This window comes from Marinobacter vulgaris, assembly GCF_003344045.1.
Classification (GTDB): Bacteria; Pseudomonadota; Gammaproteobacteria; order Pseudomonadales; family Oleiphilaceae; genus Marinobacter; species Marinobacter vulgaris.
Genome location: NZ_QFWX01000001.1, coordinates 191,395 through 216,124, shown reverse-complemented (window position 1 = coordinate 216,124; position 24,730 = coordinate 191,395). Strand labels below are relative to the sequence as shown.

General features: G+C 59.1%; 23 protein-coding genes. 10 read left to right on the top strand and 13 right to left on the bottom strand.

The window, feature by feature from the left end:
* Window positions 1–12 precede the first annotated feature (12 nt).
* Together modB and modC are read left to right on the top strand one after the other, a co-directional pair.
* A complete protein-coding gene (gene modB / locus DIT71_RS00995; RefSeq protein WP_114611340.1) occupies window positions 13–693 on the top strand; it encodes a molybdate ABC transporter permease subunit in 681 nt (226 codons plus the stop codon).
* Window positions 690–1,769: a molybdenum ABC transporter ATP-binding protein gene (modC, locus tag DIT71_RS00990; RefSeq protein WP_114611339.1), complete on the top strand. Its 1,080-nt coding sequence runs from the start codon at window positions 690–692 to the stop codon at window positions 1,767–1,769. The genes modB and modC overlap by 4 nt, the downstream gene beginning before the upstream one ends.
* A gap of 10 nt (window positions 1,770–1,779) precedes the next feature.
* Here the strand turns inward: modC and crp are convergent, their stop codons facing one another.
* Window positions 1,780–2,421, bottom strand: a complete 642-nt coding sequence (gene crp / locus DIT71_RS00985; RefSeq protein ID WP_114611338.1) for a cAMP-activated global transcriptional regulator CRP — start codon at window positions 2,419–2,421, stop codon at window positions 1,780–1,782.
* 237 nt (window positions 2,422–2,658) lie between these two features.
* On the opposite strand from crp, the gene DIT71_RS00980 reads away from it, so the two are divergent.
* The 3 genes from DIT71_RS00980 (at window position 2,659) to DIT71_RS00970 (ending at window position 5,068) form a co-directional block, all read left to right on the top strand.
* On the top strand, window positions 2,659–3,081 hold the full coding sequence (locus DIT71_RS00980; RefSeq protein WP_114611337.1) for an OsmC family protein: 423 nt from the start codon (window positions 2,659–2,661) through the stop codon (window positions 3,079–3,081).
* 201 nt (window positions 3,082–3,282) lie between these two features.
* The gene (speD, locus tag DIT71_RS00975; protein WP_114611336.1) at window positions 3,283–4,074 is read left to right on the top strand and encodes an adenosylmethionine decarboxylase; all 792 of its coding nucleotides are present in this window, start codon (window positions 3,283–3,285) and stop codon (window positions 4,072–4,074) included.
* A gap of 136 nt (window positions 4,075–4,210) precedes the next feature.
* Window positions 4,211–5,068: a pirin family protein gene (locus DIT71_RS00970; RefSeq protein WP_114611335.1), complete on the top strand. Its 858-nt coding sequence runs from the start codon at window positions 4,211–4,213 to the stop codon at window positions 5,066–5,068.
* 8 nt (window positions 5,069–5,076) lie between these two features.
* On the opposite strand, the gene DIT71_RS00965 is transcribed toward DIT71_RS00970, so the two are convergent.
* Entirely contained in the window at window positions 5,077–5,943 is an 867-nt protein-coding gene (locus DIT71_RS00965; RefSeq protein WP_114611334.1) for a phosphoribulokinase, read from the bottom strand.
* 18 nt (window positions 5,944–5,961) lie between these two features.
* Window positions 5,962–9,723 (bottom strand): DUF1631 family protein, encoded by a 3,762-nt coding sequence (locus tag DIT71_RS00960; RefSeq protein ID WP_114611333.1) that lies wholly within the window; start codon window positions 9,721–9,723, stop codon window positions 5,962–5,964.
* A 154-nt stretch (window positions 9,724–9,877) separates the two neighbouring features.
* Between DIT71_RS00960 and DIT71_RS00955 the strand changes: the two genes are divergently transcribed.
* Window positions 9,878–10,918: an aminopeptidase gene (locus DIT71_RS00955; RefSeq protein ID WP_227537894.1), complete on the top strand. Its 1,041-nt coding sequence runs from the start codon at window positions 9,878–9,880 to the stop codon at window positions 10,916–10,918.
* Here DIT71_RS00955 and argA read toward each other — a convergent pair.
* From argA to coaBC, 7 genes are all read right to left on the bottom strand, one after another.
* A complete protein-coding gene (gene argA, locus DIT71_RS00950) occupies window positions 10,889–12,199 on the bottom strand; it encodes an amino-acid N-acetyltransferase (protein ID WP_114611331.1) in 1,311 nt (436 codons plus the stop codon). The genes DIT71_RS00955 and argA overlap by 30 nt on opposite strands.
* A gap of 44 nt (window positions 12,200–12,243) precedes the next feature.
* The gene (gene argE, locus DIT71_RS00945) at window positions 12,244–13,410 is read right to left on the bottom strand and encodes an acetylornithine deacetylase (RefSeq protein ID WP_114611330.1); all 1,167 of its coding nucleotides are present in this window, start codon (window positions 13,408–13,410) and stop codon (window positions 12,244–12,246) included.
* 20 nt (window positions 13,411–13,430) lie between these two features.
* Window positions 13,431–14,675 carry an LSm family protein gene (locus DIT71_RS00940; RefSeq protein ID WP_114611329.1) on the bottom strand — a complete coding sequence of 415 codons (1,245 nt, stop codon included), beginning with the start codon at window positions 14,673–14,675 and terminating at the stop codon, window positions 13,431–13,433.
* A 26-nt stretch (window positions 14,676–14,701) separates the two neighbouring features.
* Window positions 14,702–15,598, bottom strand: a complete 897-nt coding sequence (gene argB, locus DIT71_RS00935; RefSeq protein ID WP_114611328.1) for an acetylglutamate kinase — start codon at window positions 15,596–15,598, stop codon at window positions 14,702–14,704.
* Between the two features lie 50 nt (window positions 15,599–15,648).
* Window positions 15,649–18,279 carry a phosphomannomutase/phosphoglucomutase gene (locus tag DIT71_RS18470; protein ID WP_114611327.1) on the bottom strand — a complete coding sequence of 877 codons (2,631 nt, stop codon included), beginning with the start codon at window positions 18,277–18,279 and terminating at the stop codon, window positions 15,649–15,651.
* A gap of 88 nt (window positions 18,280–18,367) precedes the next feature.
* A complete protein-coding gene (dut, locus tag DIT71_RS00925; protein ID WP_114611326.1) occupies window positions 18,368–18,829 on the bottom strand; it encodes a dUTP diphosphatase in 462 nt (153 codons plus the stop codon).
* Window positions 18,830–18,841: 12 nt separating this feature from the next.
* Window positions 18,842–20,056 carry a bifunctional phosphopantothenoylcysteine decarboxylase/phosphopantothenate--cysteine ligase CoaBC gene (gene coaBC, locus DIT71_RS00920; RefSeq protein WP_114611325.1) on the bottom strand — a complete coding sequence of 405 codons (1,215 nt, stop codon included), beginning with the start codon at window positions 20,054–20,056 and terminating at the stop codon, window positions 18,842–18,844.
* 140 nt (window positions 20,057–20,196) lie between these two features.
* Here coaBC and radC point away from each other — a divergent pair, with 140 nt between their 5' ends.
* From radC to rpmG, 3 genes are all read left to right on the top strand, one after another.
* Complete coding sequence (radC, locus tag DIT71_RS00915; protein WP_114611324.1) at window positions 20,197–20,871, top strand: RadC family protein; 675 nt, start codon at window positions 20,197–20,199, stop codon at window positions 20,869–20,871.
* A gap of 201 nt (window positions 20,872–21,072) precedes the next feature.
* Window positions 21,073–21,309, top strand: coding sequence for a 50S ribosomal protein L28 (gene rpmB, locus DIT71_RS00910; RefSeq protein ID WP_007153740.1), 237 nt, complete (start codon window positions 21,073–21,075; stop codon window positions 21,307–21,309).
* 11 nt (window positions 21,310–21,320) lie between these two features.
* Window positions 21,321–21,476 (top strand): 50S ribosomal protein L33, encoded by a 156-nt coding sequence (gene rpmG / locus DIT71_RS00905; RefSeq protein WP_114611323.1) that lies wholly within the window; start codon window positions 21,321–21,323, stop codon window positions 21,474–21,476.
* A gap of 48 nt (window positions 21,477–21,524) precedes the next feature.
* Here the strand turns inward: rpmG and DIT71_RS00900 are convergent, their stop codons facing one another.
* From DIT71_RS00900 to DIT71_RS00890, 3 genes are all read right to left on the bottom strand, one after another.
* Complete coding sequence (locus DIT71_RS00900; protein WP_114611322.1) at window positions 21,525–22,385, bottom strand: endonuclease/exonuclease/phosphatase family protein; 861 nt, start codon at window positions 22,383–22,385, stop codon at window positions 21,525–21,527.
* A gap of 62 nt (window positions 22,386–22,447) precedes the next feature.
* Window positions 22,448–23,086 (bottom strand): thiol:disulfide interchange protein DsbA/DsbL, encoded by a 639-nt coding sequence (locus tag DIT71_RS00895; RefSeq protein ID WP_114611321.1) that lies wholly within the window; start codon window positions 23,084–23,086, stop codon window positions 22,448–22,450.
* Between the two features lie 142 nt (window positions 23,087–23,228).
* Window positions 23,229–23,837: a c-type cytochrome gene (locus DIT71_RS00890; RefSeq protein WP_114611320.1), complete on the bottom strand. Its 609-nt coding sequence runs from the start codon at window positions 23,835–23,837 to the stop codon at window positions 23,229–23,231.
* A 175-nt stretch (window positions 23,838–24,012) separates the two neighbouring features.
* Here DIT71_RS00890 and yihA point away from each other — a divergent pair, with 175 nt between their 5' ends.
* Window positions 24,013–24,651 carry a ribosome biogenesis GTP-binding protein YihA/YsxC gene (yihA, locus tag DIT71_RS00885; RefSeq protein ID WP_114611319.1) on the top strand — a complete coding sequence of 213 codons (639 nt, stop codon included), beginning with the start codon at window positions 24,013–24,015 and terminating at the stop codon, window positions 24,649–24,651.
* Window positions 24,652–24,730 lie beyond the last annotated feature (79 nt).

Genomic DNA, 24,730 nt, shown 5'->3' with positions numbered 1-24,730 from the left:
CATGGAGCATTAATGAGCCCGGAATGGCAAACCGTCTGGCTGACTCTTAAACTCGCCGGCATTACGACCACCGTTCTGATGGTTATCGGCACACCTATTGCGTGGTGGCTTGCCCGCAGCAGCCATTGGCTGAAGCAGCCGGTAGCTGCCATTGTAGCGCTGCCTCTGGTTCTACCCCCGACGGTGCTGGGTTTTTATCTGCTCTTGCTGATGGGTCCGGAAGGCATTGTAGGCACGCTGACACAAACCCTGGGGCTGGGCACCCTGCCCTTCACCTTTGCCGGACTGGTCGTCGCTTCGGTGATCTATTCGCTGCCTTTCACTGTGCAGCCATTGCAGAACGTATTTGCCACCGTCAACGAACGCATGCTGGAAGTGGCCGCCACCCTGCGGGCGTCCCCGCTGGATCGCTTTTTCTCCGTAGTCATTCCCCTGGCCCGTCCCGGCTTTCTCACCGCGGCGGTGCTCACCTTCGCCCATACACTGGGTGAATTCGGCGTGGTACTGATGATTGGCGGAAATATTCCTGGCGAAACACGGGTGCTGTCGGTGGCCATCTACGACCACGTGGAAACCCTGGAATATGGCAAGGCCCACCTGCTGGCCGGGGGCATGCTGGTGTTTTCCTTTATCGTTTTACTGGCCCTCTATCTGATCAACGGACGCCTGAATAACGGGAACCTGAAGTCATGAAAGTACCCGGAATCCATGCCCGTCTGAGCACCGGTTTCGAGCGCTTCCAGCTGGATGTGGCCCTGGAATTGCCGGGCGATGGGGTTACCGCCCTGTTCGGCCATTCCGGCTGCGGCAAAACCACCTTGCTGCGATGCATTGCCGGCCTGCAGCCGTGCACCGGGCGGCTATCCGTGAATGGTAATGTGTGGCAGGACGATGACACCAGCCTGCCCGTGCATAAGCGCCCCCTGGCCTATGTATTCCAGGAGACCAGCCTGTTCCCCCATCTGTCGGTCAACGGCAACCTGAATTATGGCTACCGCCGCACACCCATGGCACAACGCCGGATTCATCCTTCGCAGGTTATCGACTGGCTGGGGCTCTCGCATTTCATGGACCGCAGACCAGAGCGGCTGTCCGGCGGCGAGCGCCAGCGCGTGGCGATCGCCCGGGCCCTGCTTACAAGCCCCCGCCTGTTGCTGATGGACGAACCCCTGTCGGCACTGGACCAGACCAGCAAGCGGGAGATTCTGCCCTACCTGGAAAACCTGCGGGACACCCTCGATATCCCCATCATCTATGTGTCCCATTCCGCCGCCGAAGTGGCCCGGCTGGCCGATTACATCGTGATGATGGATCAGGGCCGGGTGGTCGCCGAAGGCGGAATCCAGGAGACACTGGCCCGCCCTGACCAGCCGTTCGCCCTGGAGGAGGGTGCAGCGGTGATCGTACCGGCCGTCATTCGGGAACGGGATCCGCAGTGGCATCTCTGCCGTGCCGAGTTCGATGGGGGCAGCCTGTGGCTGAGGGATGACCGTCAGCCCGAACCAGGGAGCCGGGTCAGGCTGCAGATACTGGCCAGAGATGTGAGCATCGCCCTGGCCGCAAATCATAACCAGAGCATCCAGAACCTGCTTCCGGCCCGGGTGATGGATATGGCCGCGGAACAGCGCCCGGGCATGACCACCGTGCGACTGCAGGCGGGCCAGACGTCTTTCCTGTCACGGATTACCAGCCGCTCGGCCCATCAACTGGGCCTGGGCTGTGGCATGGACGTCTGCATGCAGATCAAGAGCGTGGCAATCGTGGAGTAAACCGGCCTGACTAGCGGGTACCGTACACCACCATGGTTTTACCTTTCACGCGGACCAGGCCCTGATCCTCCAGCGTTTTCAGGACTCGCCCGACCATCTCGCGGGAGCAGCCCACGATACGACCGATTTCCTGGCGGGTGATCTTGATCTGCATGCCATCCGGATGGGTCATGGCATCGGGTTCCTTGCACAGGTCCAGCAGGGTACGGGCGACCCGACCGGTCACGTCCAGAAACGCCAGATCACCGACCTTGCGTGTAGTCTGGCGTAACCGCGAGGCCATCTGCTCGCCAATGAAGTAGAGTACCCTGGGGTCCTCCTGGGCAATTTCCCGGAACTTGGTGTAGCTGATTTCGGCAACTTCACACTCGGTCTTGGCCTTTACCCAGGCACTGCGGGAGTCCATATTGTCAAACAGCCCCATTTCGCCGAAAAAATCCCCGGCGTTCAGGTAGGCCATGATCATCTCGCGACCGTCATCATCCTCGATAATAACGGTAACGGACCCTTTGACGATGTAAAACAGGGAATCGCTTTTATCCCCGGCATAAATGATGGTGCTCTTGGCTGGGTAACGCCGGCGATGACATTGTGAAAGAAAATAGTCCAGGTGCTTGGTTTTCTGCTCAACCGGCTTGACGATGGTAGCCATAGTGCGAGTCATGCCTCCTTAAAACTGGCGGGATCCCGATGTTTTTATTCACCCTGCTTTCCCTGCGGGTTCATTCATTATGAACGCAACTTATAACAAGAAGGCCTGGTTTCGGCAACCTGAATGAGTATAGACCAGCTCCGCCGCGCTGCTTTTTTGCGAAGCTGCCGGATAAAGCCGTATATGCTAGCATTCGGGCCCAGTATACGTTACACCCCATCCGGAGCAGGAAAACAGATGAAAGCAACCATTGACTGGACCGGCGACGCCAGCTTCAGGGCAACCAGTGGCAGCGGCCACGACATTCAGATGGACGGTCCGCCGGACCACGGCGGCAAGGACCTTGGACCACGCCCCATGGAAATGATGCTGATGGGCCTGGGCGGTTGTTCGTCCTTTGATGTCATGAGCATCCTGCAGAAAAGCCGCCAGGACGTGACCGCCTGCCATGCCGAGCTGGAAGCGGAACGGGCGGATGCGGTGCCGGCGGTGTTTACCCGCATCCACCTGCATTTCGTGGTCACCGGGCGCAATCTGAAGGAAAATCAGGTGAAAAGGGCCGTCAGCCTGTCGGCGGAAAAATACTGCTCCGCGTCCATCATGCTGGAAAAGGCCGGGGTGGCAATCACCCACAGCCATGAGATCCGCGAGGTGTCCTGAACCGGGGCCTATGCGGATGCTACAATGTTGCGTTGAACTCTACCCAAATCCAGGGTCGGTGTGCATAATACGCACCCTCTCCGCCGGTCTGCGCAAAAGGTAAACATCCCGGTCAGTTATCGGTGGCGGCCTTGGTGGCATGCATGGAACAGGCTGCATGACCACCGACATTCATCTCCAGACACTTTGGGGAGGCTGAACATGGAAACCAAACTACAACTGCATGGTTTCAATAACCTGACCAAATCGTTGAGCTTCAACATCTACGACATCTGTTATGCGCAGACCGAAGAACAGCGTAAAGCCTATATTGATTATATCGACGAGATGTACAACGCCGAGCGTCTGACCCAGATCCTTACCGATGTGGTCAAGATTATTGGCGCCAACGTGCTCAATATTGCACGCCAGGACTACGAGCCTCACGGGGCCTCTGTCACCATGCTGATTGCGGAGCACGAGCTCAGTGATGGTGAGGCGGACAACGAGGAGTCCCCGGGCCCGCTTCCAGATGCCATCGTGGCGCACCTGGACAAGAGCCACGTCACGGTACACACCTACCCGGAGAGCCACCCCCACGATGGCGTGAGCACTTTCCGCGCCGACATCGACGTATCCACCTGTGGCCTGATCTCACCGTTGAAGGTCCTCAACTACCTGATCCACAGCTTTGACTCCGACGTGGTCACTGTCGATTACCGGGTGCGGGGATTCACCCGTGATGTGGACGGCACCAAGCACTACATTGACCACGACATCAACTCGATCCAGAACTATCTGACCGAGGATACCCAGAACGCCTACCAGATGATTGACGTCAACGTGTACCAGGAGAACCTGTTTCACACCAAAATGATGCTCAAGAACTTCGAACTGGATAATTATGTGTTCGGGGTCAATGCCAGCGACCTGGACCCACAAGAAGCGCAGTCCATCGAGGACCGCCTGAGGCGGGAAATGCTGGAAATTTTCTACTCCCGTAACGTGGAGTAATTGCGCCCGGTACCGGTGATGCTTGCCATCACCGGACCTTCAGTTTTTTTGATGCCTCCTTCCAGAATTCTCCGGTTTATTCCCCCGGCTTGCAGAGCGTCTAATAGACCTCATAGCCCATGAGGAGGAATACGCCATGCCCCTGCGATCCATAAAACAGATCATTCCCGCACTCGAAACGTCCGATGGTGCCGGCGTCCGCATCAAGCGTTCTCTCGGCCAGCACCAGACTGTGCGCCTCGATCCGTTCCTGATGCTGGACGAATTCGGGTCCGACCAGCCCCGGGACTACATTGCCGGGTTCCCGTCACATCCCCATCGCGGGTTTGAGACAGTCACCTATATGATCGAGGGCCACATGCTCCACGAGGACCACCTGGGTAACCGTGGCAATCTGAAAAACGGCGGTGTCCAGTGGATGACCGCCGGACGCGGTATTGTCCACTCGGAAATGCCCCAGCAGGAAGACGGACAGATGCGCGGCTTCCAGCTCTGGCTGAATCTGCCCGCTGCGGAAAAGATGAAGCCGGCAGGTTACCGTGACATCCAGCCGGACGACATCCCTGCCATTTCCGTCGACGGCGGCCTGGTCAAACTGATTGCCGGTACCGTCACCCTTGAGGGACAGGAACATATCGGTGCCGTCAGCGGCGGCAGCACCAGACCTCTGTACGCGGACATTCATCTGGAGCCGGGGAAAGAAACGCTGCTACCGGTGGACCCGGAGCTGGCTGGCCTGCTGTACCTTTACGCCGGCCAAGCTTCACTGGTTTCCGACGACGGCACGCAGGTTCTTCAGGCCGCAGCCGCCAGCGTACTGGCATCGGGAGACAGCATCCGTATCGGCGCCGGTGAAAACGGCGCGCGCCTGCTGCTGATCGCCGGCAAGCCTATTGGCGAACCGGTGGTGCAGTATGGTCCGTTCGTCATGAATACCCGCGAAGAGATCGAGCAGACCCTGCGGGACTACCGCGACGGAAGCCTGACCGCCTGACCCGGCGTTCAGGCAAAGGGTTTGTGGGCCATCAGCTCGGACACCAGTGGCCGCATTATAAGATCCATCGCCAGTGACAGCTTGGTGCCGGGAATGACGATGGTGTCGTGGCGCGACAGGCTGCTGCCGCCAATCATCTGCAGCAGGTAAGGCAGGTCCACATCCGAGGGATCACGGAAATGAATCACGACCAGGCTCTCGTCTTCCGTGGGCACCTCGCGCACCACGAAGGGATTGGAGGTATCCACCAGGGGAATGCGCTGGAAGTTGATGTGGGTGTGGGCGAACTGGGGGACGATATCGTGCACGTAATCGTCCATGCGATTGACGATGGTCTGCACCACCGCCTCCTGTGGATAGCCACGCTTGTTGGTGTCGCGATGGATTTTCTGGATCCACTCAAGATTGACGATTGGCACCACCCCCACCAGTAAATCCACGTACTGGGCAATGTTGTAGGCTTCGCTGACCACCCCACCGTGCAGACCTTCATAGAATAGCAGGTCAGTATCCGGGGCCAGAGGGCCCCAGGGGGTGAAGGTGCCGGGCTTGTAACCAGCCTCGATCAGCTGCCTTTCCTCGTCGTGAACGTACTGGCGAAACTGGCCGCTGCCGGTATGGCCATAATCGTAAAACAGGGCCTCCAGTCTATCGATGTGGTTCGCCGTCAGCGCAAAGTGATTGCGTTCACCAAACTGGCCCTTGGCGGCAAGACGTGCCATCTGCTCACGATTGTACCGGTGAAAACTGTCACCACTGACCATGGCCGCCCGGAACCCTTCACCCGCGAAGAGACGGCTGAATATCTCGCCGGTGGTGGTGGTTCCGGCCCCAGATGAACCGGTAACCGCGATGATCGGGTGGCGCTTTGACATGGCAGATGGTCCGGCAGGTCAGTCCAGGCTGTTGAGTAGCCGCGGCTTTTCGATAACGAAACCCTGAGCATAGTCCACACCCAGGCTGCTCAACCTGTCAAGAACGCCGCGGGTTTCAACCTGTGAGGCAATGACTTCCCGTTTCATGTAGTGGGCCATGTCCACCATCGACTTCACCATGGCACGGTCCGTTTCACTGGTCTCCAGCTGGCTGGTGAAGGCGCTGTCCAGCTTGATGAAGTCCACAGGGAGGCTGCGCATGAACTGGAACGACGTCGGCCCGCTGCCGAAATCACCCAGGCAGAACCGGCATCCAAGTTCCTTCATTTCCTCGATAAACTCGGAAATACCCTGAAGGTCGTTGATGGCCGCGGCCTCGGTGATTTCGAACCAGAGTCTTTCAATGGGAGCGTCTTTCTGGCTCAGCTTGTCATAAATGAATTCCATCAACGACTGGTCGTTCAGCGAATGCCCGGACAGGTTAATACAGATACCGCCCATATGCTCCGGCGCGGGCGCCCTGTCACGCAGCCAGTCAAGCATCTGCCCCACCACCCAGCGATCGACTGCCTGCATGCGGTCGTAGCGCTCAGCCATTCGGACGAAATCCTTGCCGGTAATCAGGTTACCGTCGTCATCGTACATGCTGATCAGAATTTCGTACTGCGGCGTCATGGTGGTGTGGGGGTGAAGCGGGATAACCTTCTGGCATCGTAGCAACATCCGCTCTTCATTGAGATCCCCCAGGTTGGCCACCTTGGCGGCAATCTGCTCCTGCCGGGCATGATCCTGAGCGTCCAGGGAATACTCCATCACCTTGCCATGGCCCCGTTGTTTGGCCGCCTTCATGGCCTGCTCCGCCGCCTTCAGCCAACGCTCGGAATTGGCCAGAGCGGGCATTTCCTGTGCCAGCCCGGCGCTGGCCGAGAGGTGATAACTGCCGCTTTCAAAGCGGAACTCCATGGCCTCAATGGCTGAGACGATTCCTCGGGAAGCTTCCATGGCATTTTCCGCCGGCAGCATCAGCGCAAACTCATTGCCGGAAAGCCGCGCCAGTGGCATGCCATCCCCCACGTGACTACGAAGCACATCCGCTACCATGCGCAGAGCCTGATCCCCGGCCTGGTAGCCGGCGGTATCATTGAGCAGGCGGAACTGGCGCAGGTCCAGACGCACCAGTGCACGCTCATCCTCATGCCGGGCCAGTTGCTGCTCCAACATGCGCTCAAACTCACGACGACCCAGCAAACCGGTCAGCTCATCGTGGGTGGAAGCCCAGGACAGCTGGTCGTAGACCTTGCGCACCATACGGTCGATGCTCTCGTCCACCAGGGGCCGCTCGTACTGAGCGTCCGGCACGATAATACCCTTACGCATCTGCTGGGCCAGGGATTCCAGATCCAGCTCCACAACCCGCATGCCCTGATGGTTCACGAATACAAAGCGGCTGAAACCCCGGGCTATCCAGACCAGGCGAATAAACTGCGGTTCGTCCGGTTTTTCCTGATCCCTGAGCCAGTCACCGGTTCGCAGCTGCTGCACGCGGTTGATCCAGCGCTGGAGGCTACGCTGGTCACGCTCGGAAAGGGTCTGCTTGTCGTCGTCTTCGCTCTTCGCCCGGGGAATTTCCACCATCTCAGGGGAGCTTTCAGGGCGGCGCACAAGGAACTGCTTGAGCTCGTCGCGAATCTGGGATGACGGCATATGATTACTGGATATGGAGGCGAGACCATCCTGTATGACCCGCAGTAATTCCGGCAGGTTGATGGTGTTTTCGGGGTCGTCTGCAAAGGTCATCAGCGAATCAATGACCGACAGGTAGTCCTGCCACAGCGGGCTGTCCTGGCCCTGGCGAATCCAGGTCAGCGACAACAGGTCGCGCCAGCCCCCGTCCAGCAGGCTGACCACCGCCCTGGGCACCTTCCTGCCCGCCAGTTTCTGTTCAAGCACGGCAGCAACCGCCGCCTTCGATTCGGACACCTTCTGGGCGCCCTCGGCGGCGGCTGTTACCCGCTCGACGTTACGCCGGTAGACAAGATTCTGGCGGTCAATCAGGCCATCCAGCTCCTGGACCGCGCTCTCGAACACACCGGTGTCCTGCTCGAAATCGGTGGCGATGCGCTGAACCAGTTCGTCGATCCGTCGCTGTACCACCGGGTTGATGCGGCCACCCTTCACGCCCAGCTGGGCCAGCCGGTTCATGACGCCGCGTACCGGGCTGGCCTGATCGTCAAAAAACTCCGGGTCCCGCATGACCACTTTCAGCACCGGCACTTCCAGCTGGCGCATCCGTGACTGGGCATATTCACTGAGTTTAGGGCTTTCCACGACACTGCTGAAAAAACGGTCTACCACATCGAGGGTGCTTTGCTCCTCCTTTCCGAGAGCATGTTCGCCACTCTCCCTGACTCGCTCCACTACACGTTCACGGAGGGACGGCTGCTCCGGGCCGGCGGTTGCAGCCTGCAACTGAAGCTCCTGCAGCTGCCTTTGCAATTCACCCGCGGAAAGTTCCCTTGCCCCGGGCGAGAATTCCACCGGTTCCATATCGCCACGGGCCAGGCGGCTGGCCGTCAGGGTGCCAAGCAGATTTTTCACGGTTGCAAAGGCTGTCTGGGCTGCCGCGGCATAACTGCGAAATTCAGACGAGGATTTCCGGCCAGGGGCACGGGGAATGTTGCGCTCCGCAGGCGGAGACTCGCTGACGGGCGCAGCTGACTCTTGTTGAGCCTGCTTCAGCGGCCCCTTCATCACCGGCGATTTTTTATCGGCTTCAACGGCTGCCGCAGGTGAGTATTCGCTCAGATACTTGCTCAGATCCAGGTCCGGTAACACGCCGTGGCGCACCAGAATATTGTTCAACTCCCGGTAAAGGGGGCCAAGGTTCATCAGTACCGATTTTTCGAACACCTTGAGGCAAACCTTCTCCACCTCCCGCTCAGCCTTGAGCAGACTCAACCCGGAATGGAAGGACTCGCAAATCAGCGACGGGCCCAGCGGGTTGTGGTGCCCCGTGGAATTGGCAATGCCCAGTTTGTCGAGACGCAGTTTCAGCTGGAGAAGATCACCCCGATACTGGGTATCGGCCTTTGTCACCATCACGCGGATCGTCAGCCAGTCTTCAAATTCGCCCTTGTCCACCACCGACAGCTCCGCACCGGGAGCTCCCCTGGGCGCCGGCTTCAGGGGCAACTCCAGACTCCGTGCCATCTGTTGCCAGACAGCCCGTTGGCGGGCCTGGAGCTGGCCGGCGGCATCCATGAATTCGTTTGCCTGCTGATCATTGCCCGCTTTTTGCGCTGCCTCACGCAAAGCGGTAACCATCTGCACGAAACACGCCTCCATCAGCGGTTCGATATACTGGACAACGGCTTTCGCCGACTGGTGCAGAACAAACTGGACCTTGTCACTGGGTGCGCGCAGTGAGGCCCGCCCCTGATTACGATTGGCACCACACTGCTCCAGCATGGCGTTGACAGCTTCCGGATTGGAACGGGTAAAGGCAACGCCCATGGCGCCATCGATCCGGCGCATGACGCTTACATGCAATTCGTGACGTTTGCGGCCATCAGGGCTGCGAAAACGGACCACCAGTTCCGGTGTGTCGCGGGCGAGTACCTGATCCAGCTTTCTTGAGGTTTCCCCGGAGTAACGCACGAACAGGCCCTCGGCGCAGAAGTCTGCAATCTGACAGGGCAGATTTTCTCCGCTGCCGCCATCCAGCTGGGCAGCGAGTTTGATGGGTTGGCGGGGGCTCGAACGACGTTCTTTCGGATCCATGAACTACCTGATATCTGGCCGGTATCCCTGAAAGGCAGCGACAGCTACCTGCTACTTGGGGGAACATGGCTGTAATATACTCTCTGGCCCGCTTGCCAGCCAGCCACAAATCACAGCCTGAACCATGACACAGCTTAGTCAGATATATCTCGTTATGCTACTTATAACGACACTTTCCGGATGCACAACCCTGGACTATTACAGCCAGGCGGTCAGTGGTCATCTGTCACTGATGATGTCCACGCAGCCGGTGGTGCAGTTGCTCAACGCGCCTTCAACTCCGGAGGCCCTGCAACACAAACTCAATGTCGCAAACAACGCCCGTGAATTTGCCGCAGACCAACTTGCGCTGCCCGTGGGCGATGCCTTTTCCGGCTACGCCGAGCTTGGCCGGCCCTGGGTGGTGGTCAACCTGGTTGCAGCGCCGGAATTCTCGCTCCAGCCCCATCGCTGGTGCTACCCCGTCGTTGGCTGCCAGGCCTACCGAGGGTATTACCAGCTTGAGCAGGCAAAAAGGGAGCAACAGACATTCAGCGCCCGGGGCTATGATACGTTTATCGGTGGTGTCACCGCCTACTCTACCCTTGGCTGGTTCGACGACCCGCTCCACACCGGTTTTACCGATCTTGCGGACGATCGTATGGTGGCGCTGATGTTCCACGAGCTGGCACACCGTGTGGTTTACATCAGCGACGACACGGCCTTTAACGAGAGCTTCGCCACTGCAGTGGAACTCGAGGGGCTGCGGCTGTGGCTGAACGAGCGGGATGATCAGGAAGGTTTCCGCGACGCGCTGGTGCGTCTGCGCCAGCGTAACCAGACCCTCAGCCTGGTTGAGGCCACCTCCGCTCGACTGGAGGCACTCTACAAGCAACGGGAGACGCTGCCCAGGGCCGAGCTCAGGCAGAAAAAGTCGCGGATATTCGAGACACTTGGGGACGATTATCAGACGCTGTCAGCAGACTGGGACCAGACCGGCCCCTTGGGCGAGAATCCGACGGCGCTGAACAATGCCCACCTGGCCCTGTTCAGTCAGTACAATCAGCACGTACCCGCCTTCCGGCAACTGCTCCGCGAGCACGATGGCGATTTCAGGGCCTTCTACGCGGCGGTGGAGCGCCTGTCCGCGCAGTCACCTCAAAGCCGGCAAAAAGCCCTGGCCCGGCTAGGCCAGCACTTTCACGAAAACCTTTGAGTTGCGCTGGGTGTTGTAGGACGCCAGTTTCAGGCCCGGCAGCTCGCGTACATTCGAGGGCTGGAAGCCGCGCTCCCGGAACCAGTGCTCGGTCTGAGTCGTCAGCGCAAACAACCGCTGGATACCCTGCCCCCTTGCGAGCTTCTCGATCATGGCCAGGATCTCGTCGCCGCGGCCGGCACGGCGATAGGCCTGATCCACCGCGAAACAGGACAGTTCACCGGCGCTTTCATCCGGATAGTGATAAAGCGCCGCGCACCCGACAATCGTGCCGTCCCGCTCTGCCACCACAAAACTGCCGATTTCCGTTTCCAGCATTTCGCGGGAGCGGCGCACCAACACCCCCTGCTCTTCCAGCGGCTGGATCAGTTCGAGGATACCACCGATATCCTCCACCCTGGCCTGGCGGATCTGCTCGTAGTTGTCACTGCTGACCAGGGTACCGGAGCCATCACGGGTGAAAAGTTCTTCCAGCAATGCGCCATCCTCGACGTAGCTGATGATGTGGGCCCGGCGCACGCCTCTCACACAGGCATCACAGGCAGCCCGTAACAGATCCCCATCGTGCCCCTGAACCATACCCGCCGACAGCCGGCCAGAAGCCTGCCGCGCGGACAGCTCCCGCATCAGCCCGCCGTGCTCGTCCATCAACCCCTGGTTCTCGGTAAACATGATCAGTTTTTCGGCCTGCAGTGCAGCCGCAACCTGGCTTCCCACGTCCTCGTAGGACAGATTGAACGCATCCCCCGTGGGCGAGTAGCCAAGCGGTGGCAACAGCACAATGTGCCCCAGCTCCAGCAGCTTTTCGATGCCACCCAGATCCACACGGCGCACCCGGCCGGTATGGCCGAAATCAATTCCGTCAAGGACACCCACCGGCCTGGCGGTTACATAGTTGCCGCTACTCACCCTTATGCGGGCGTTATGCATGGGCGAATTAACCAGGCCCATTGAGAGCTGACTTTCAAGGAACGCCCGCAACCCACCGATAGCCTCCAGCACCAGTGGTAATTGCTGCTCCGGAGTTACCCTCAATCCCCGGTGAAAGCTGGACTCCTCGCCCGCACTATCCAGCCTCATCTGGATCTGAGGCCTGGCGCCATAAGCGACAACAAGGCGAATTCCCAAGCTGCTGAGCAATGCTATGTCATGAATAATATTGATCAGGTTGCCATGGGCGATGGCATCACCCCCAATGGTCAACACCACCGTACGACCCCGATGGGCATTGATATAGGGCGATGAGTGGCGAAATCCATGCAACCATTCGTTCGATTTCAAACGCTTCTCCTGCGAGTCTTCAGCTTTTGGAGTTTTCCCAGAGATTAAAGACAGAACTCTTTGATTAGTCCCTTGAGGATTCTTACCGCCGGATCCAGTTGTGATAACTCCAGGAATTCATCGGGTTGATGGGCCTGGTCGATATAGCCAGGGCCCATGACCAGAGTTTCCAGTCCCAGTTTCTGTAACCATGGCGCTTCCGTCGCAAATGCGACTGCCTCCGCCGTGTGGCCGGTGAGTTTTTCACAGGCCCTCACCAGGTCGGCATCGGCCGGAGTTTCAAAGGGCGGAACGCCGTCGAATAGCGGCTCGAACTCCATTGCGAGCTCACGCTTTTTCGCCAGTGGCTGCAGCTTATGGAGAATCTCCTGGCGCAGTGCGTTCATGTCCATGCCCGGTAACGGCCGCAGATCGAAATGCAGTTCACAGCGGGCACAGATGCGATTGGGGTTGTCGCCACCGTGGATGCAGCCCAGGTTCATGGTAGGGACCTGAACCTTGAAATTGGGATTGCTGTATTTTGCCTGCCAGCCTGAGCGCATGGCCAACAGTTCGCCAAGGGCCTCGTGCATGCCCTCCATGGCGTTACGACCCAGGGATGGATCAGAGGAATGACCGGACTGGCCTTCGAATATCAGCCGCTCCATCATGATGCCCTTGTGCATGCGCACGGGTCTGAGACCGGTGGGCTCGCCAATCACTGCATAGCGTGCCTTGGGGCGGCCGGCTTCGGCGAGCGCGCGGGCACCGTTCATGGAGCTTTCTTCGTCAGCAGTGGCAAGGATGATCAATGGCTGCTTCAGTTCCTCGCCGACGAAGGCCCTGGCCGCTTCGATGGCCAGTGGAAAAAAGCCCTTCATATCGCAGGTACCAAGTCCATACCAGCGATCGTCCCGCTCGGTCAGGGTAAACGGGTCACTCTGCCAGCGTTTGTCGTCAAAAGGCACGGTGTCCGTGTGGCCGGAAAGCACCAGGCCGCCGGAGCCGCTGCCAAGGGTGGCAATCATGTTGTACTTGCCGGCCATGCCGGGCACTTCAAGCAGCTCGACATTGAAGCCCATGGGCTCCAGCCATTGGGCCAGTGTGCGCACCACCGGCTCGTTGCTGTGGTCCCAGTCAGCCGAGGCACTGCTGATCGAAGGTTGGGAGATCAGCTTCGTCAGCATTTCACGAATGCCGGGCAAATGTTGTGTGGATCCGGACATAGACATTTCTCCGGCCCGTTTCCGGGCTAGCGGGACTGGCCGCGACGCCAGACCTCAAACGTTGCAATCAGGCGGATGGCAATGGGATAGGCAACCTCGCCCCCATCCATCAGCCGTGCGATTTCCATCCGCGAGTCGTCGATGCTCACCAGACGGCCCTCGACCACATTACCATTCTCCAGGGTGACTCTCACCGTTTGTCCGAGCCAGGATTCGGCATCCTCCGTGTCCGCGGAATTCCAGCCCGCGACGAGTTCGCCGCCACCGGCGCCAGTGACAACCGGCTCCAGCATGGCCTGCGGCCGTACCGGCAACTCCGGTTCTACCCGGGTCAGATAGATATCCGGCACTTCCGAGCGGTTATAGCGGGCGTTCAGGCTGGCGCCCGGGGCTTCTGTGCTCGCCCGAACAGGTATGCCCCAAACCGGAGCCGACGGGTCCAGCTCCAGGGTCAGCTCGCCCCCCTCAGTCAGCCACTGGCGATAAAGTGCGAGCAACTGGCCACTGGCACTGAAGCCGCGGGCCTTGAGTGCATCGCTGAAAGTCTCCACAACAATGCCGGCCCATTCGCTGGTATCGACTCCGGACTCCCGGGAACAGTAGGCCGCCACCCGGCGCATCAGCCCGCCGTCTCTCAGCGTCACCGTCATCGGCGACGCTGAAGAGCCAGGCAGGCTGGACAGCTCCAGAGGGTTGAGATGCGCGCCCGGCCAGTCCACTTCCACACTGCCGGTATTGGCAGTTGTCAGCTCCCCGTAGACACCATCACGGCTCTGTATAATGAGCGACTCACCGGATACCCCGGAAACACCGAGCCGAAGCAGGTCACCGCTGCCGAGGCGCTGGCGATGGTCCGGGCCGCAAACCGGAGCAAACAGGGCGGGCGTCATGTCACCGGCTGCGGTTACCCAGTTCCGGAACATGTTGGTATCCAGCACCATACGCAGGTTCTCGGCCTGCAGCGACCAGTGGCCAGGCAGATCCGCCGGATTCAGCAAAGCGGTTACTAACGCCAACGGTGAGCCGGCATCGAACATCACCCGGTCAAACTCCACCGGCTGCGTCAGGCGGAAATCCTGGTAACTGCCATCCCCCAGCACCAGGCGGCCTTCGATACCGGAACGGATCTCCCCGCGGTCGATCACGCCCACGTTTTCCGCCGCCTTGCGGGCCTCGGCAAGTCTTTGATCCGCCAGCCACCAGACTGCACCCTTGAATGACAGGTAGCCAATCAGGGCCACGACGACCAGAAAGGTAAGCAGGCGCTTCATGATTCGTTCCTCTCGAACGGCTGAGGTCAGTTACGGGAAATCAGTGTACCCACACCTTCATCGGTGAAGATTTCCAGCAAGGTGGCATGAGCCACGCGGCCGTCTATGATATGGGAGGTCCGAACGCCGTGCTCCACCGCATTCAGGGCGCAGCGGATCTTCGGCAACATGCCACCGTGGATGGTGCCATCCTCAATCAGTTCGTTGACCTGTTTCGCGGTCAGCCCGGTAAGCACGTTGCCGTCTCTGCTCTTGAGACCGGAGACGTTGGTCAGCAGAATCAGCTTTTCAGCCTTCATGGCCTCGGCGACCTTGCCGGCCACCAGGTCGGCATTGATGTTGTATGACGTGCCATCGGCACCAACGCCAATCGGTGCAATCACCGGAATCACGTTGCTGCGGGTCAGCATTTCAATGACTTCGACGTTTACGCTGTCCACCTCGCCGACATGGCCGATATCAATGATTTCTGGGCGCTCGAGCTCGGGAGAGCGGTTCATGACCTCCAGTTTGCGGGCGCGGATCAGGTTGGCATCCTTGCCCGTCAGGCCCACGGCCGTGCCGCCATGGGAATTGATCAGGGAGACAATCTGTTTGTTGACCAGGCCACCCAGGACCATTTCCACCACATCCATGGTCTGGCTGTCGGTGACCCGCATGCCGTTCACGAAGTTGGACTTGATGTTGAGGCGCTCCAGCAACTCACCAATCTGGGGGCCGCCGCCGTGAACCACAATGGGATTGATGCCCACCAGTTTCATCAGCACCACGTCACGGGCGAAGCTGCTTTTCAGCTCCTCGTTTTCCATGGCGTTGCCGCCGTACTTGATTACCACTGTCTTGCCGGTAAACCGCTGAATATAGGGCAGGCCCTTACTCAGTACTGCTGCCACCTGCATTGCTGTTTCACGATCCAGAGCCATTCATGCTGCCTTGTTAGTCAGAAAAGTCCGTTGCAATTATTCCAGAGCCGTCAGAAATCCGCGACAAGATCCGGTGCCACTTTCTGCAGCTGTTCCCGGAAAACGGCCTTGATGCGCTCCAGTGCCTCTTCGGTCTCAGCCTCGAAGCGCAGCACCAGTGCCGGCGTGGTGTTGGAAGCACGGCACAGGCCCCAGCCATCGGTATATTCCACCCGAATACCATCGATGGTACTGATGTTGGCATCACCAAAATTGCCTTCTGCACCCAGTCGCTCCATCAACTCGAATTTGCGGTCGTCCGACACCGCCACATTCAGTTCCGGGGTGCTGATATCCTCGGGGAAATCCTCGAAGACTTCATCACTGTGACGGTCCTCGATGCCCAGGATTTCCAGCAGCCTGGCGGCGGAATAGAGTCCATCGTCGAAACCGAACCAGCGTTCACCAAAGAAGATGTGCCCGCTCATCTCTCCGGCCAGAAGAGCACCGGTTTCCTTCATTTTCGCCTTCATCAGGGAGTGGCCGGATTTCCACATGACCGGCCGGCCACCGGCTTCGGAAATCACACCCGCCAGACGCCGGCTGCATTTCACATCGTAAAGCACATCGGCACCCGGATTACGGGAGACCACATCCCTGGCGAAAAGCATCAGCAGTCGGTCGGGCCAGATAATCTTGCCGGTGTTGGTCACCACGCCCAGGCGGTCACCGTCGCCGTCGAAGGCCAGCCCGATGTCTGCTCCTTCGGCCTGCACCCGCGCAATCAGGTCTGCCAGATTTTCGGGTTTGCCAGGATCCGGATGGTGATTGGGGAAGTCGCCATCCACTTCGCAGTACAGTGGAATTACTTCGCAGCCCAGCTCTTCGATCAGCAGCGGCGCCAACTCACCCGCAATGCCATTGCCGGCGTCCAGTACCACTTTCAGGGGTGCTGCCACCGCAATATCGTCAACGATGCGATCAAGATACGCCCGGCGCACGTCTTCCGAGGACTGGGCACCATGGCCACTGGCAAAATCTCCGGTGCGGATCCGCTGCAACAGTTTCTGGATCGCCTGGCCGGAGAGGGTCTCACCCCCCAGCATGATCTTGAGGCCATTGTAGTTGGCCGGGTTGTGGCTGCCGGTAACCATGACCCCGGACCCGGTACCCAGTTCGTGGGTTGCGAAATAGAGCACAGGGGTCGGTACCGCGCCCACATGAATCACATTGCAACCGGTTGCCATGACACCCCCTGCCAGGGCGTCCGCAAGCTCGGGGCTGGAATGACGGCCATCGTAGCCGATACAGAGGCTGTCCATACCCCGGGCAATGGCCTCGCTGCCGATAGCGCGACCGATCACCGCCACAATATCGGGTGTGAGGGTGTCGCCCACGATGCCCCGGATATCGTAGGCACGGAATATGGTATCGGAAACGTCGGCTTCCGGCAGCTGTACCTCTTCGACACCGGGCGTATCTTCAGCACCATCGGCACCACCAAACCCCAGCACGTCGTCATCACCGTCCAGCATATCGATATCGAGCATATCCTTGTCCTGGAACAGGGGCTCGTCGGCGGCGGGCTTTGCGTTCTGGGCGCCCGGGCCCGGCTTCGGACGTGCCGATTCGCCAGCCTTGGCGAGCCGTTTTTCCACCACCTGGGAAAGCCGGTGGAGCACTTCAGCCGTCGAGGCCACCATATCCCACCTGAAAGTGGGTGGTTTTATTTTTTCACCACCAAATACTTTATGTGCCCACTGGATCAGCACGGTCATGTCCTGCCGCAGGCCTCGCTGCGCGCCTCCCATAAGCAGCCAGACCAGGATCGCTGCAATCACCGCAGGCACCAGCACAAGAGCCAGCAGCAGGGAACTGTTGAAAAGCGAGGGCGGGGCCGACGCCGGCCGGTAACGAAGCTCCCAGTTGGGGCTGACAAGATCACGGGTCTGGACCGGTCCATTGCCACTACCCCGGCTGATGACGGTGCGCTCGGAACCGTTAACGGACTGAACCAGGGAGAACTGCCCTCCCAGCTCCTGATTGACGACTGACATCAGCGGCTGCAACTGCGCGGCACTGAAAACAACCAGCACGCTGCCGGCAACCGCACGGCTCTGGGGATTGCGGACCGGGGTGGCCATCTGCAGGTACCATTGGCCGTCCCGCGGGAAGGCATCCGGATAAAGTCGCTGGCCGGTTTCAGCGCGCCGGGCCAGGTCCAGGCCGGCAAAGCCCAGGGTGGGTTCGCTGGCGGTGCGAGGAATATCACCGTAAGGAAACAGGTAAACCGCCGCTATTTCCGGCAAGGTGCCGACCAGGTCTGTGGCCGCATCCTCAGTGGATGCCTCACCACGCAGCGCTGCCAGCACATGGTCCTGGCCGGCTATTCCCTCAACCGCAGACTGCAGGAGCGATAGCTGCTGGTTGAACCTGACCGCGGCAGCGTCCGCTTCCAGCGCCGCCTGCATGTCATAGCGTCGGGCCTCAGAGGGCGCGGCGACCAGAAAATACACCAGAGCGGCTGAAACCGCTCCCGCCAGGACGACAATCAGGACCTGGCTAATGGCAACTGAGCCTAACCGCTTATGATGCCCGCCGCCTGCTGCTTTCTTGTCTTTGCTCTGTTTTTTTGCCTGCTTCCTGTCTGAATTCCTGTCAGGTGCAACTTCGTCAGAGTTCTTCTTTTTGCCAAGCCTCATAGTCCATCCTGCTGGTGTTATTTTCGCCCGGATTTCTTTAATCGATCAGGGAAGTATAGACCCTGAGCGCTGTAATGCGTTTGCGCGGTCAGCGGGTGCCCGTTGAGCCGAACCCGCCCTCTCCTCGCAGGCTGGCATCAAAACAGGAGACCACTTCAAAGTCCGCCTGCACCACCGGCACCAGAACCAGTTGGGCAATGCGTTCGCCCACCTCAAGGGTGAATTCGGTCTGCCCGCGATTCCAGCAGGACACCATCAGCTCGCCCTGATAATCCGAGTCAATCAGGCCCACCAGGTTCCCCAGCACGATGCCATGCTTATGTCCCAGCCCGCTACGGGGGAGAATCATTGCCGCCAGTGACGGATCGGCAATATGTATTGATAGTCCGGTTTTTATCAGTTCAGCCTGACCCGGCTTCAGGGTCAGAGGAGCGTCAAGACAGGCACGCAGGTCGAGGCCTGCGGAGCCTTCGGTTGCGTAGTGGGGAAAAGGCACCGTATCGCCGATACGGTCATCCAGAATCCGTACCTGAAATGTCTTGCGGGTCATCGGATTTCCTTGTCAGATAGCGCCGGCGGGGCCGGCCTTGTCAGTGAGTTGGTCTGCAATCAGGGCAATCAGCCGTTGCGCAAGGACTGCCTTCGGGCCCGGGCCAATAGCCTCACGTCCCTGGGGCCAGAACACGGTGACGGCGTTATTGTCGCTGTTGAACCCCAGCCCCGGCGCCGAGACGTCGTTGGCAACAATCATATTGAGCTTTTTCCGTGCCAGCTTGTCGAGGGCATAGTGCTCAACGTCGCGAGTTTCTGCGGCAAAACCAACCGTGAACGGGGCATCGCTCCGGCCGGCTATGGTCGCGAGGGTGTCAGGGTTGCGCACCAGTGACAGATTCATGCTCTCATTCGATTTCTTGATTTTGTCGCCGGCAAAGGTGTCCGGCCGATAGTCCGCCACCGCCGCTGTGGCAATAAAGAGGTCACAGCCTTCGTCAACAGCCCTGCCAGCTTCTTCCAACATATCCTGCGCAGTCATTATGCCGCGCACTTCCACACCGGCCGGCGCCGCAACCGCCACCGGACCGCTGACCAGAACCACCTCGGCACCGGCCGCCCGGGCAGCGGCAGCAAGGGCATAACCCATTTTTCCAGAGCTGTGATTGCTTATATAGCGCACCGGGTCGATCGGCTCCCGGGTAGGGCCGGCAGTAATAACCACGCGCCTGCCCGCAAGCGACGCCGAAGCAGTCCCGCCAACCAGGTCATGCAGCCTGGCGGCCTCCAGCATTCTGCCAGGGCCTACGTCACCACAGGCCTGCGCGCCCTGATCGGGGCCCCAGAGGCTGACCTGCGGGTCTGATTCCAGCAGGGCGATATTGCGCTGTGTCCGCGCATTGCTCCACATTGCCTGGTTCATCGCCGGAGCTACCGCAATCGGGGCCTCGGTGGCGCAGCAGAGTGTGGTCAGCAAATCGTCCGCCATACCCTGGGCCAGGCGCGCAATAAAATCGGCGGAGGCGGGCGCAATCACAATCTGGTCGGCCCATTTTGCCAGCTCGATATGCCCCATGCCGGCCTCTGCTTCCGGATCCAGCAATGACGTCCTGACCGGTTCGCCACTCAGCGCCTGGAAGGTCAGCGGTGTTACAAAGGCTTCCGCGCCCCGGGTCATCACTACCCTCACCTCATGGCCGGATTTTTTCAGCAGGCGGACCAGCTCCGCACTTTTATAAGCGGCAATACCACCGGTCACGCCCAGCAGGATTCGTCTAGCGGCCATAACGGCTCCGTATCCATCACAAAATGAAAGGCTTATAAGATAGCATGCCAGAGCGCTGCGGGCAGCCTGTCAGGCGTGGTAGAATTGTGCCGGCGACGCAAGCGCAGGAAGCGCAAACAACGACTGAAAGGATTCACCTCATGCCTGATGCCGACTGGCCAAACGACGAACGCCCACGGGAACGACTGCTGGCCCACGGGCCCGGAAGTCTGTCCGACGCCGAACTACTGGCCATTTTTTTACGCACCGGCACGCCGGGAATGCCGGTTATGGCGCTGGCCCGTTATTTGACGGAGAGCTTCGGCGGCCTGCGCGGCCTGATGACCGCCTCCAGGCGGCAATTCTGCGGCGTCAAGGGTCTCGGAACAGCGAAGTACGCCCAGGTGCAGGCTGCCATGGAAATGGCGCGCCGGGTAATGGACGAACCTCTGCGCCAGGGCGACCCGTTGCGTTCGCCGGAAGACACCCGCCGCTTCCTGTGCAGCCGGCTTGGCACCTACCCCCATGAAGTTTTCTCGGGGCTTTTCCTCGACAACCGTCATCGGGTGATTCAATACCGGGAACTGTTCCGGGGCACCATAGACGGTGCCGCCGTCTATCCCCGCGAGGTGGTCAGGCAGGCACTGGAGTTCAATGCCGCGGCGGTGATATTCGCCCACAACCATCCCTCCGGGGTGGCAGAGCCCAGCCAGGCCGACATTTCCCTGACCAGACGACTCAAGGAGGCACTGGGTCTGGTGGATATCAGGGTTCTTGACCATATGGTTATCGGCCATGGTGAGGTAATATCCCTGGCTGAACGTGGACTGATGTAGATCAGGCCCCGTTTCATCGGGAAACTGACCAATTTCCCAACAATTTTTTGCGTTGGGGCGGCAGTTCTGGTATAAAAGCGTCCCTTTACTGGCGGCGTCTGGCGGGCAGCGTGCAATTTCAAGGCGCAGGTAGCGACCAGAGACGCAATTAAACGAATCAAATACGCATTTTCAGGACCAAAGCTCAGGTCGGAGGCAAGTATGTCCAGAGTCTGTCAGGTTACCGGTAAGCGGCCGGTCACCGGTAACAACGTTTCTCACGCGATGAACCACTCACGTCGTCGTTTTCTTCCCAACCTGCAGAACCATCGCTTCTGGGTTGAATCGGAGAAGCGCTTCGTAAGGCTGCGCGTATCCACCAAGGGTATGCGTGTTATCGATAAAAAAGGCATTGACGCTGTGCTGGCCGATCTTCGTGCCCGCGGCGAGAAATTTTAAGGAGCCGCATCATGCGCGAAAAAATCAAGCTGGTTTCATCAGCAGGTACGGGTCACTTCTACACGACCCACAAGAACAAGCGTAACACCCCGGAAAAAATCGAGATCAAAAAGTACGATCCGGTTGTCCGCAAGCACGTTGCGTACAAGGAATCCAAGATCAAGTAAGATCATGGCGTCCGCAAAAAACCCGGCCTCGGCCGGGTTTTTTTGTGCCTAGAATGTTTCCAGATAGCCCTGAGGCAACCTGATGTCCATGGCAATGGGCAGATGATCGGATGCCGCGTAGCTGACCACCTCCGAGCGCCGTATCTCCAGGCTCGGACTCACCAGAATATGATCCAGCGCCCGCTCCGGGCGCCAGCTGGGGAAGCTGTGGGCGGTGTCCGGCAGAGGCACCAGATTGGAGTGCTTCAGGGGTGTATTGGTCAGCAATTCTTCGGCGTGATTATTGAGATCACCCATCAGGACCACGTGCTGATACCGGGAAATCAGCTCCTGGATGTAAGCCAGCTGACGCTGCTGCGCGGCTTTGCTCAGCGACAGATGCATCATCACCAGGACCAGAGGATCTTCCTCCACGCCGTAACGGGCGACGATAGCGCCGCGTCCTGGGATCAGCCCCGGCAACCGGTGCTCCGTCACATCCAGCGGCCGGTACCGGCTAAGCAGACCATTGCTGTGCTGGGCAAGCGGGCCCAGGTTACGGTTGAGCTGCTGGTGCCAGTAGGGAATGCCCGACGCCTCGGCGAGGTACTGTACCTGATTGATGTAACCACTGCGCAGGCTACCGCCGTCGCACTCCTGCAGCGCGACCACATCGTAATTCCGCAGCAGGGTGGCAATGCGGTCCAGGTTCTGGTTTCGCTTGCTATGGGGGAGAAAGTGCTGCCAGCTGCGAGTCACGTAGTGGCGGTAGGAAGAAGTACTGATACCGACCTGGATATTGAAGGTCAGCAGCCGGATGTGGCGGTGGGCCTCGAATTCCGGAACATGATCATCACCAGAACAGGCCCCACGGGGGCCCTCCGGTGACTTAAGAATACCATTTAGCTGCTTGCGGATACGGTTATACATTGTGATGGCAGCTCTGACACAGGGTGCGGCCCGGCCAGAATAAATTCACCGGGCCCGTTCAGTTACTTGTTCTGATCGGCACGCTCTTTCTCGACCAGGTAATCCACAACTTCCAGAACCGCTTCATGACTACCGGCCATCGAGGCGGTGATCCGATACTTGCCATTAACAAGCATAGTCGGTGTACCGGTAACGCGCGCGCCGCGGATTTTGGCCTGGGCCTGCTGCATTTTGGCATTCACCCCAAAGCTGTTGTAATGCTTGAGAAACTCTTCGCCGTCGACGCCATGATTGGCCACGAAGTCAGCCAGGGCCTCACCGGAGTTCAATGGGCGACGCTCACCCGCCAGCGCCTCAAACAGCGCGTCGTGAACCTTGTCCAGCTCACCCATCGCCTGCAGGGCGTAAAAAGCCTTGGCATGGGGCTCCCAGGAGCTACCCAGGGCAGCAGGTATGTTGACGTAGTTAACGTGCCCCGGGGCGCTTTCCACCCAACTCTCAACCAGGGGCTTGAAGGTGTAGCAGTGCGGACATCCGTACCAGAACACTTCCGCCACTTCGACGCCGCTGTCACTCTCTGTTCTGACCGGGTTATCCAGTTGCTGGTAGTGTTTTCCCTCTTCCCAGGGGGCAGCGCTGGCCTGGACCATGAAAGACATGGCCAGTATGGACAATGCGGCGTTCCGGATTATTCCGATCATTCTTTATCTCCGGTTATCAAGTTGGTTGACTAGGGGGGATTATGACCCACCAGCCGGGGAAAGTTCCACAGGGGCAGGATTAAAGCGCAGCAACCAACAAAAACCCCGCCAGAGCGGGGCTTTACAACAAGACAGGACCCGCTTAGTTCAGGCCCGACAGGTAACTTGAAACCGCTTTTATCTCAGCGTCTGTCAGCTTGGCGGCCACATCCATCATGATGGATGCGTTTCTGCCAGCGTCACGCTCGCCATCGCGATATGCCTTGAGCTGCGCTTCAACATACCCGGCATTCTGTCCGCTGAGTCTGGGATAACCCGCAGGTTCATTGCCGATGCCCCGGGGGCTGTGACACCCGGCGCAGGCAGGAACGCCGGAAGCCATATTACCACCCCGATAGAGCGCCTCTCCCTCGTCTACAAGATCGGGATCAGCCTGTCCGATCGTCATGTCCTGTTCATTGAAGTATGCGGCGAGATCCTGCAGGTCCTGATCGGACATGTTGTCCAACAGACCAGTCATCGATGCGATTTCGCGCTCCATAGGCTTTATCAGTTTCAGCTGCTGATAAAGATACTTTTCCCCAATACCGGAAAGCTTGGGGTAAGTGCCCATGATCGGCTTTGCTCCGCCCTCGCCATGACAACTCGCACACACCGCTGCGTTTGCTTCGCCCGCTTCAGGATCTCCTGCCCCGTGAGCCATCGCTGTGAGGCCAACACCGAGAACAACTCCTGCGATCAGTTTTTTCATGCTCGCTCCGCTTCTCTCATCCAAAAGTATTCTTCGTTATGCAGCCGGCAGGCGCGGGCCCAAATAGGCACAAACCGGGGCTGGTAAGCAGCAACGCTCAGCGTGCTGCCCTGATTTGGTGTAGCATTATACATTAATCCCTGATAACTGAAATCCAATAGGAATGCCAACACCCGTGTCACCTGACCTGACTCAAAAAAGCATCTCGTTCAACAGCGCCCGATTTCTGACCAGCGCCTCGCGACTTGAGGAATGCCCTCCGGACCATGGCGCCGAGGTTGCCTTCGCCGGCCGCTCGAATGCGGGCAAATCCAGCGCCATCAATTGCATCACCACCAATGGCAAACTGGCCCGTACCAGTAAAACTCCGGGGCGCACCCGCCTGATCAACTTTTTTTCACTCAACCGCGAGAACTGCCGGTTAGTCGACTTGCCCGGCTATGGCTACGCCAAGGTCTCCCGGGACATGAAAGACGACTGGCAAAAGCACTTGGGCCACTATCTGAACGACCGCCGCTGTTTGCGGGGACTGGTTCTGGTCATGGACATCCGGCACCCGCTAACGGATTTTGACCAGATGATGGTGGAATGGTGTGAACATAACAAGCTTCCGCTGATGATTCTTGCCACCAAAGCCGACAAACTGAAATTTGGCCAGGCCAAGACGGCGATGCTCAACATTGGCAGGAAGCTGGAGGGTCTTGAATGCCTGCAACACCTGGTCATGTTCTCCGCCACCTCAAAACGAGGCCTGGAGGAATCACAGGATGCGCTTACGCATTGGCTGGAAGGGGGTTCTGCGGAACCGGTGTAACTATTCTGCTCCGCCCATAAAAAAACCGGCCTGCATGACAGGCCGGCGAAACGTCAGGGTTTGCGACGTGCTAAAACCT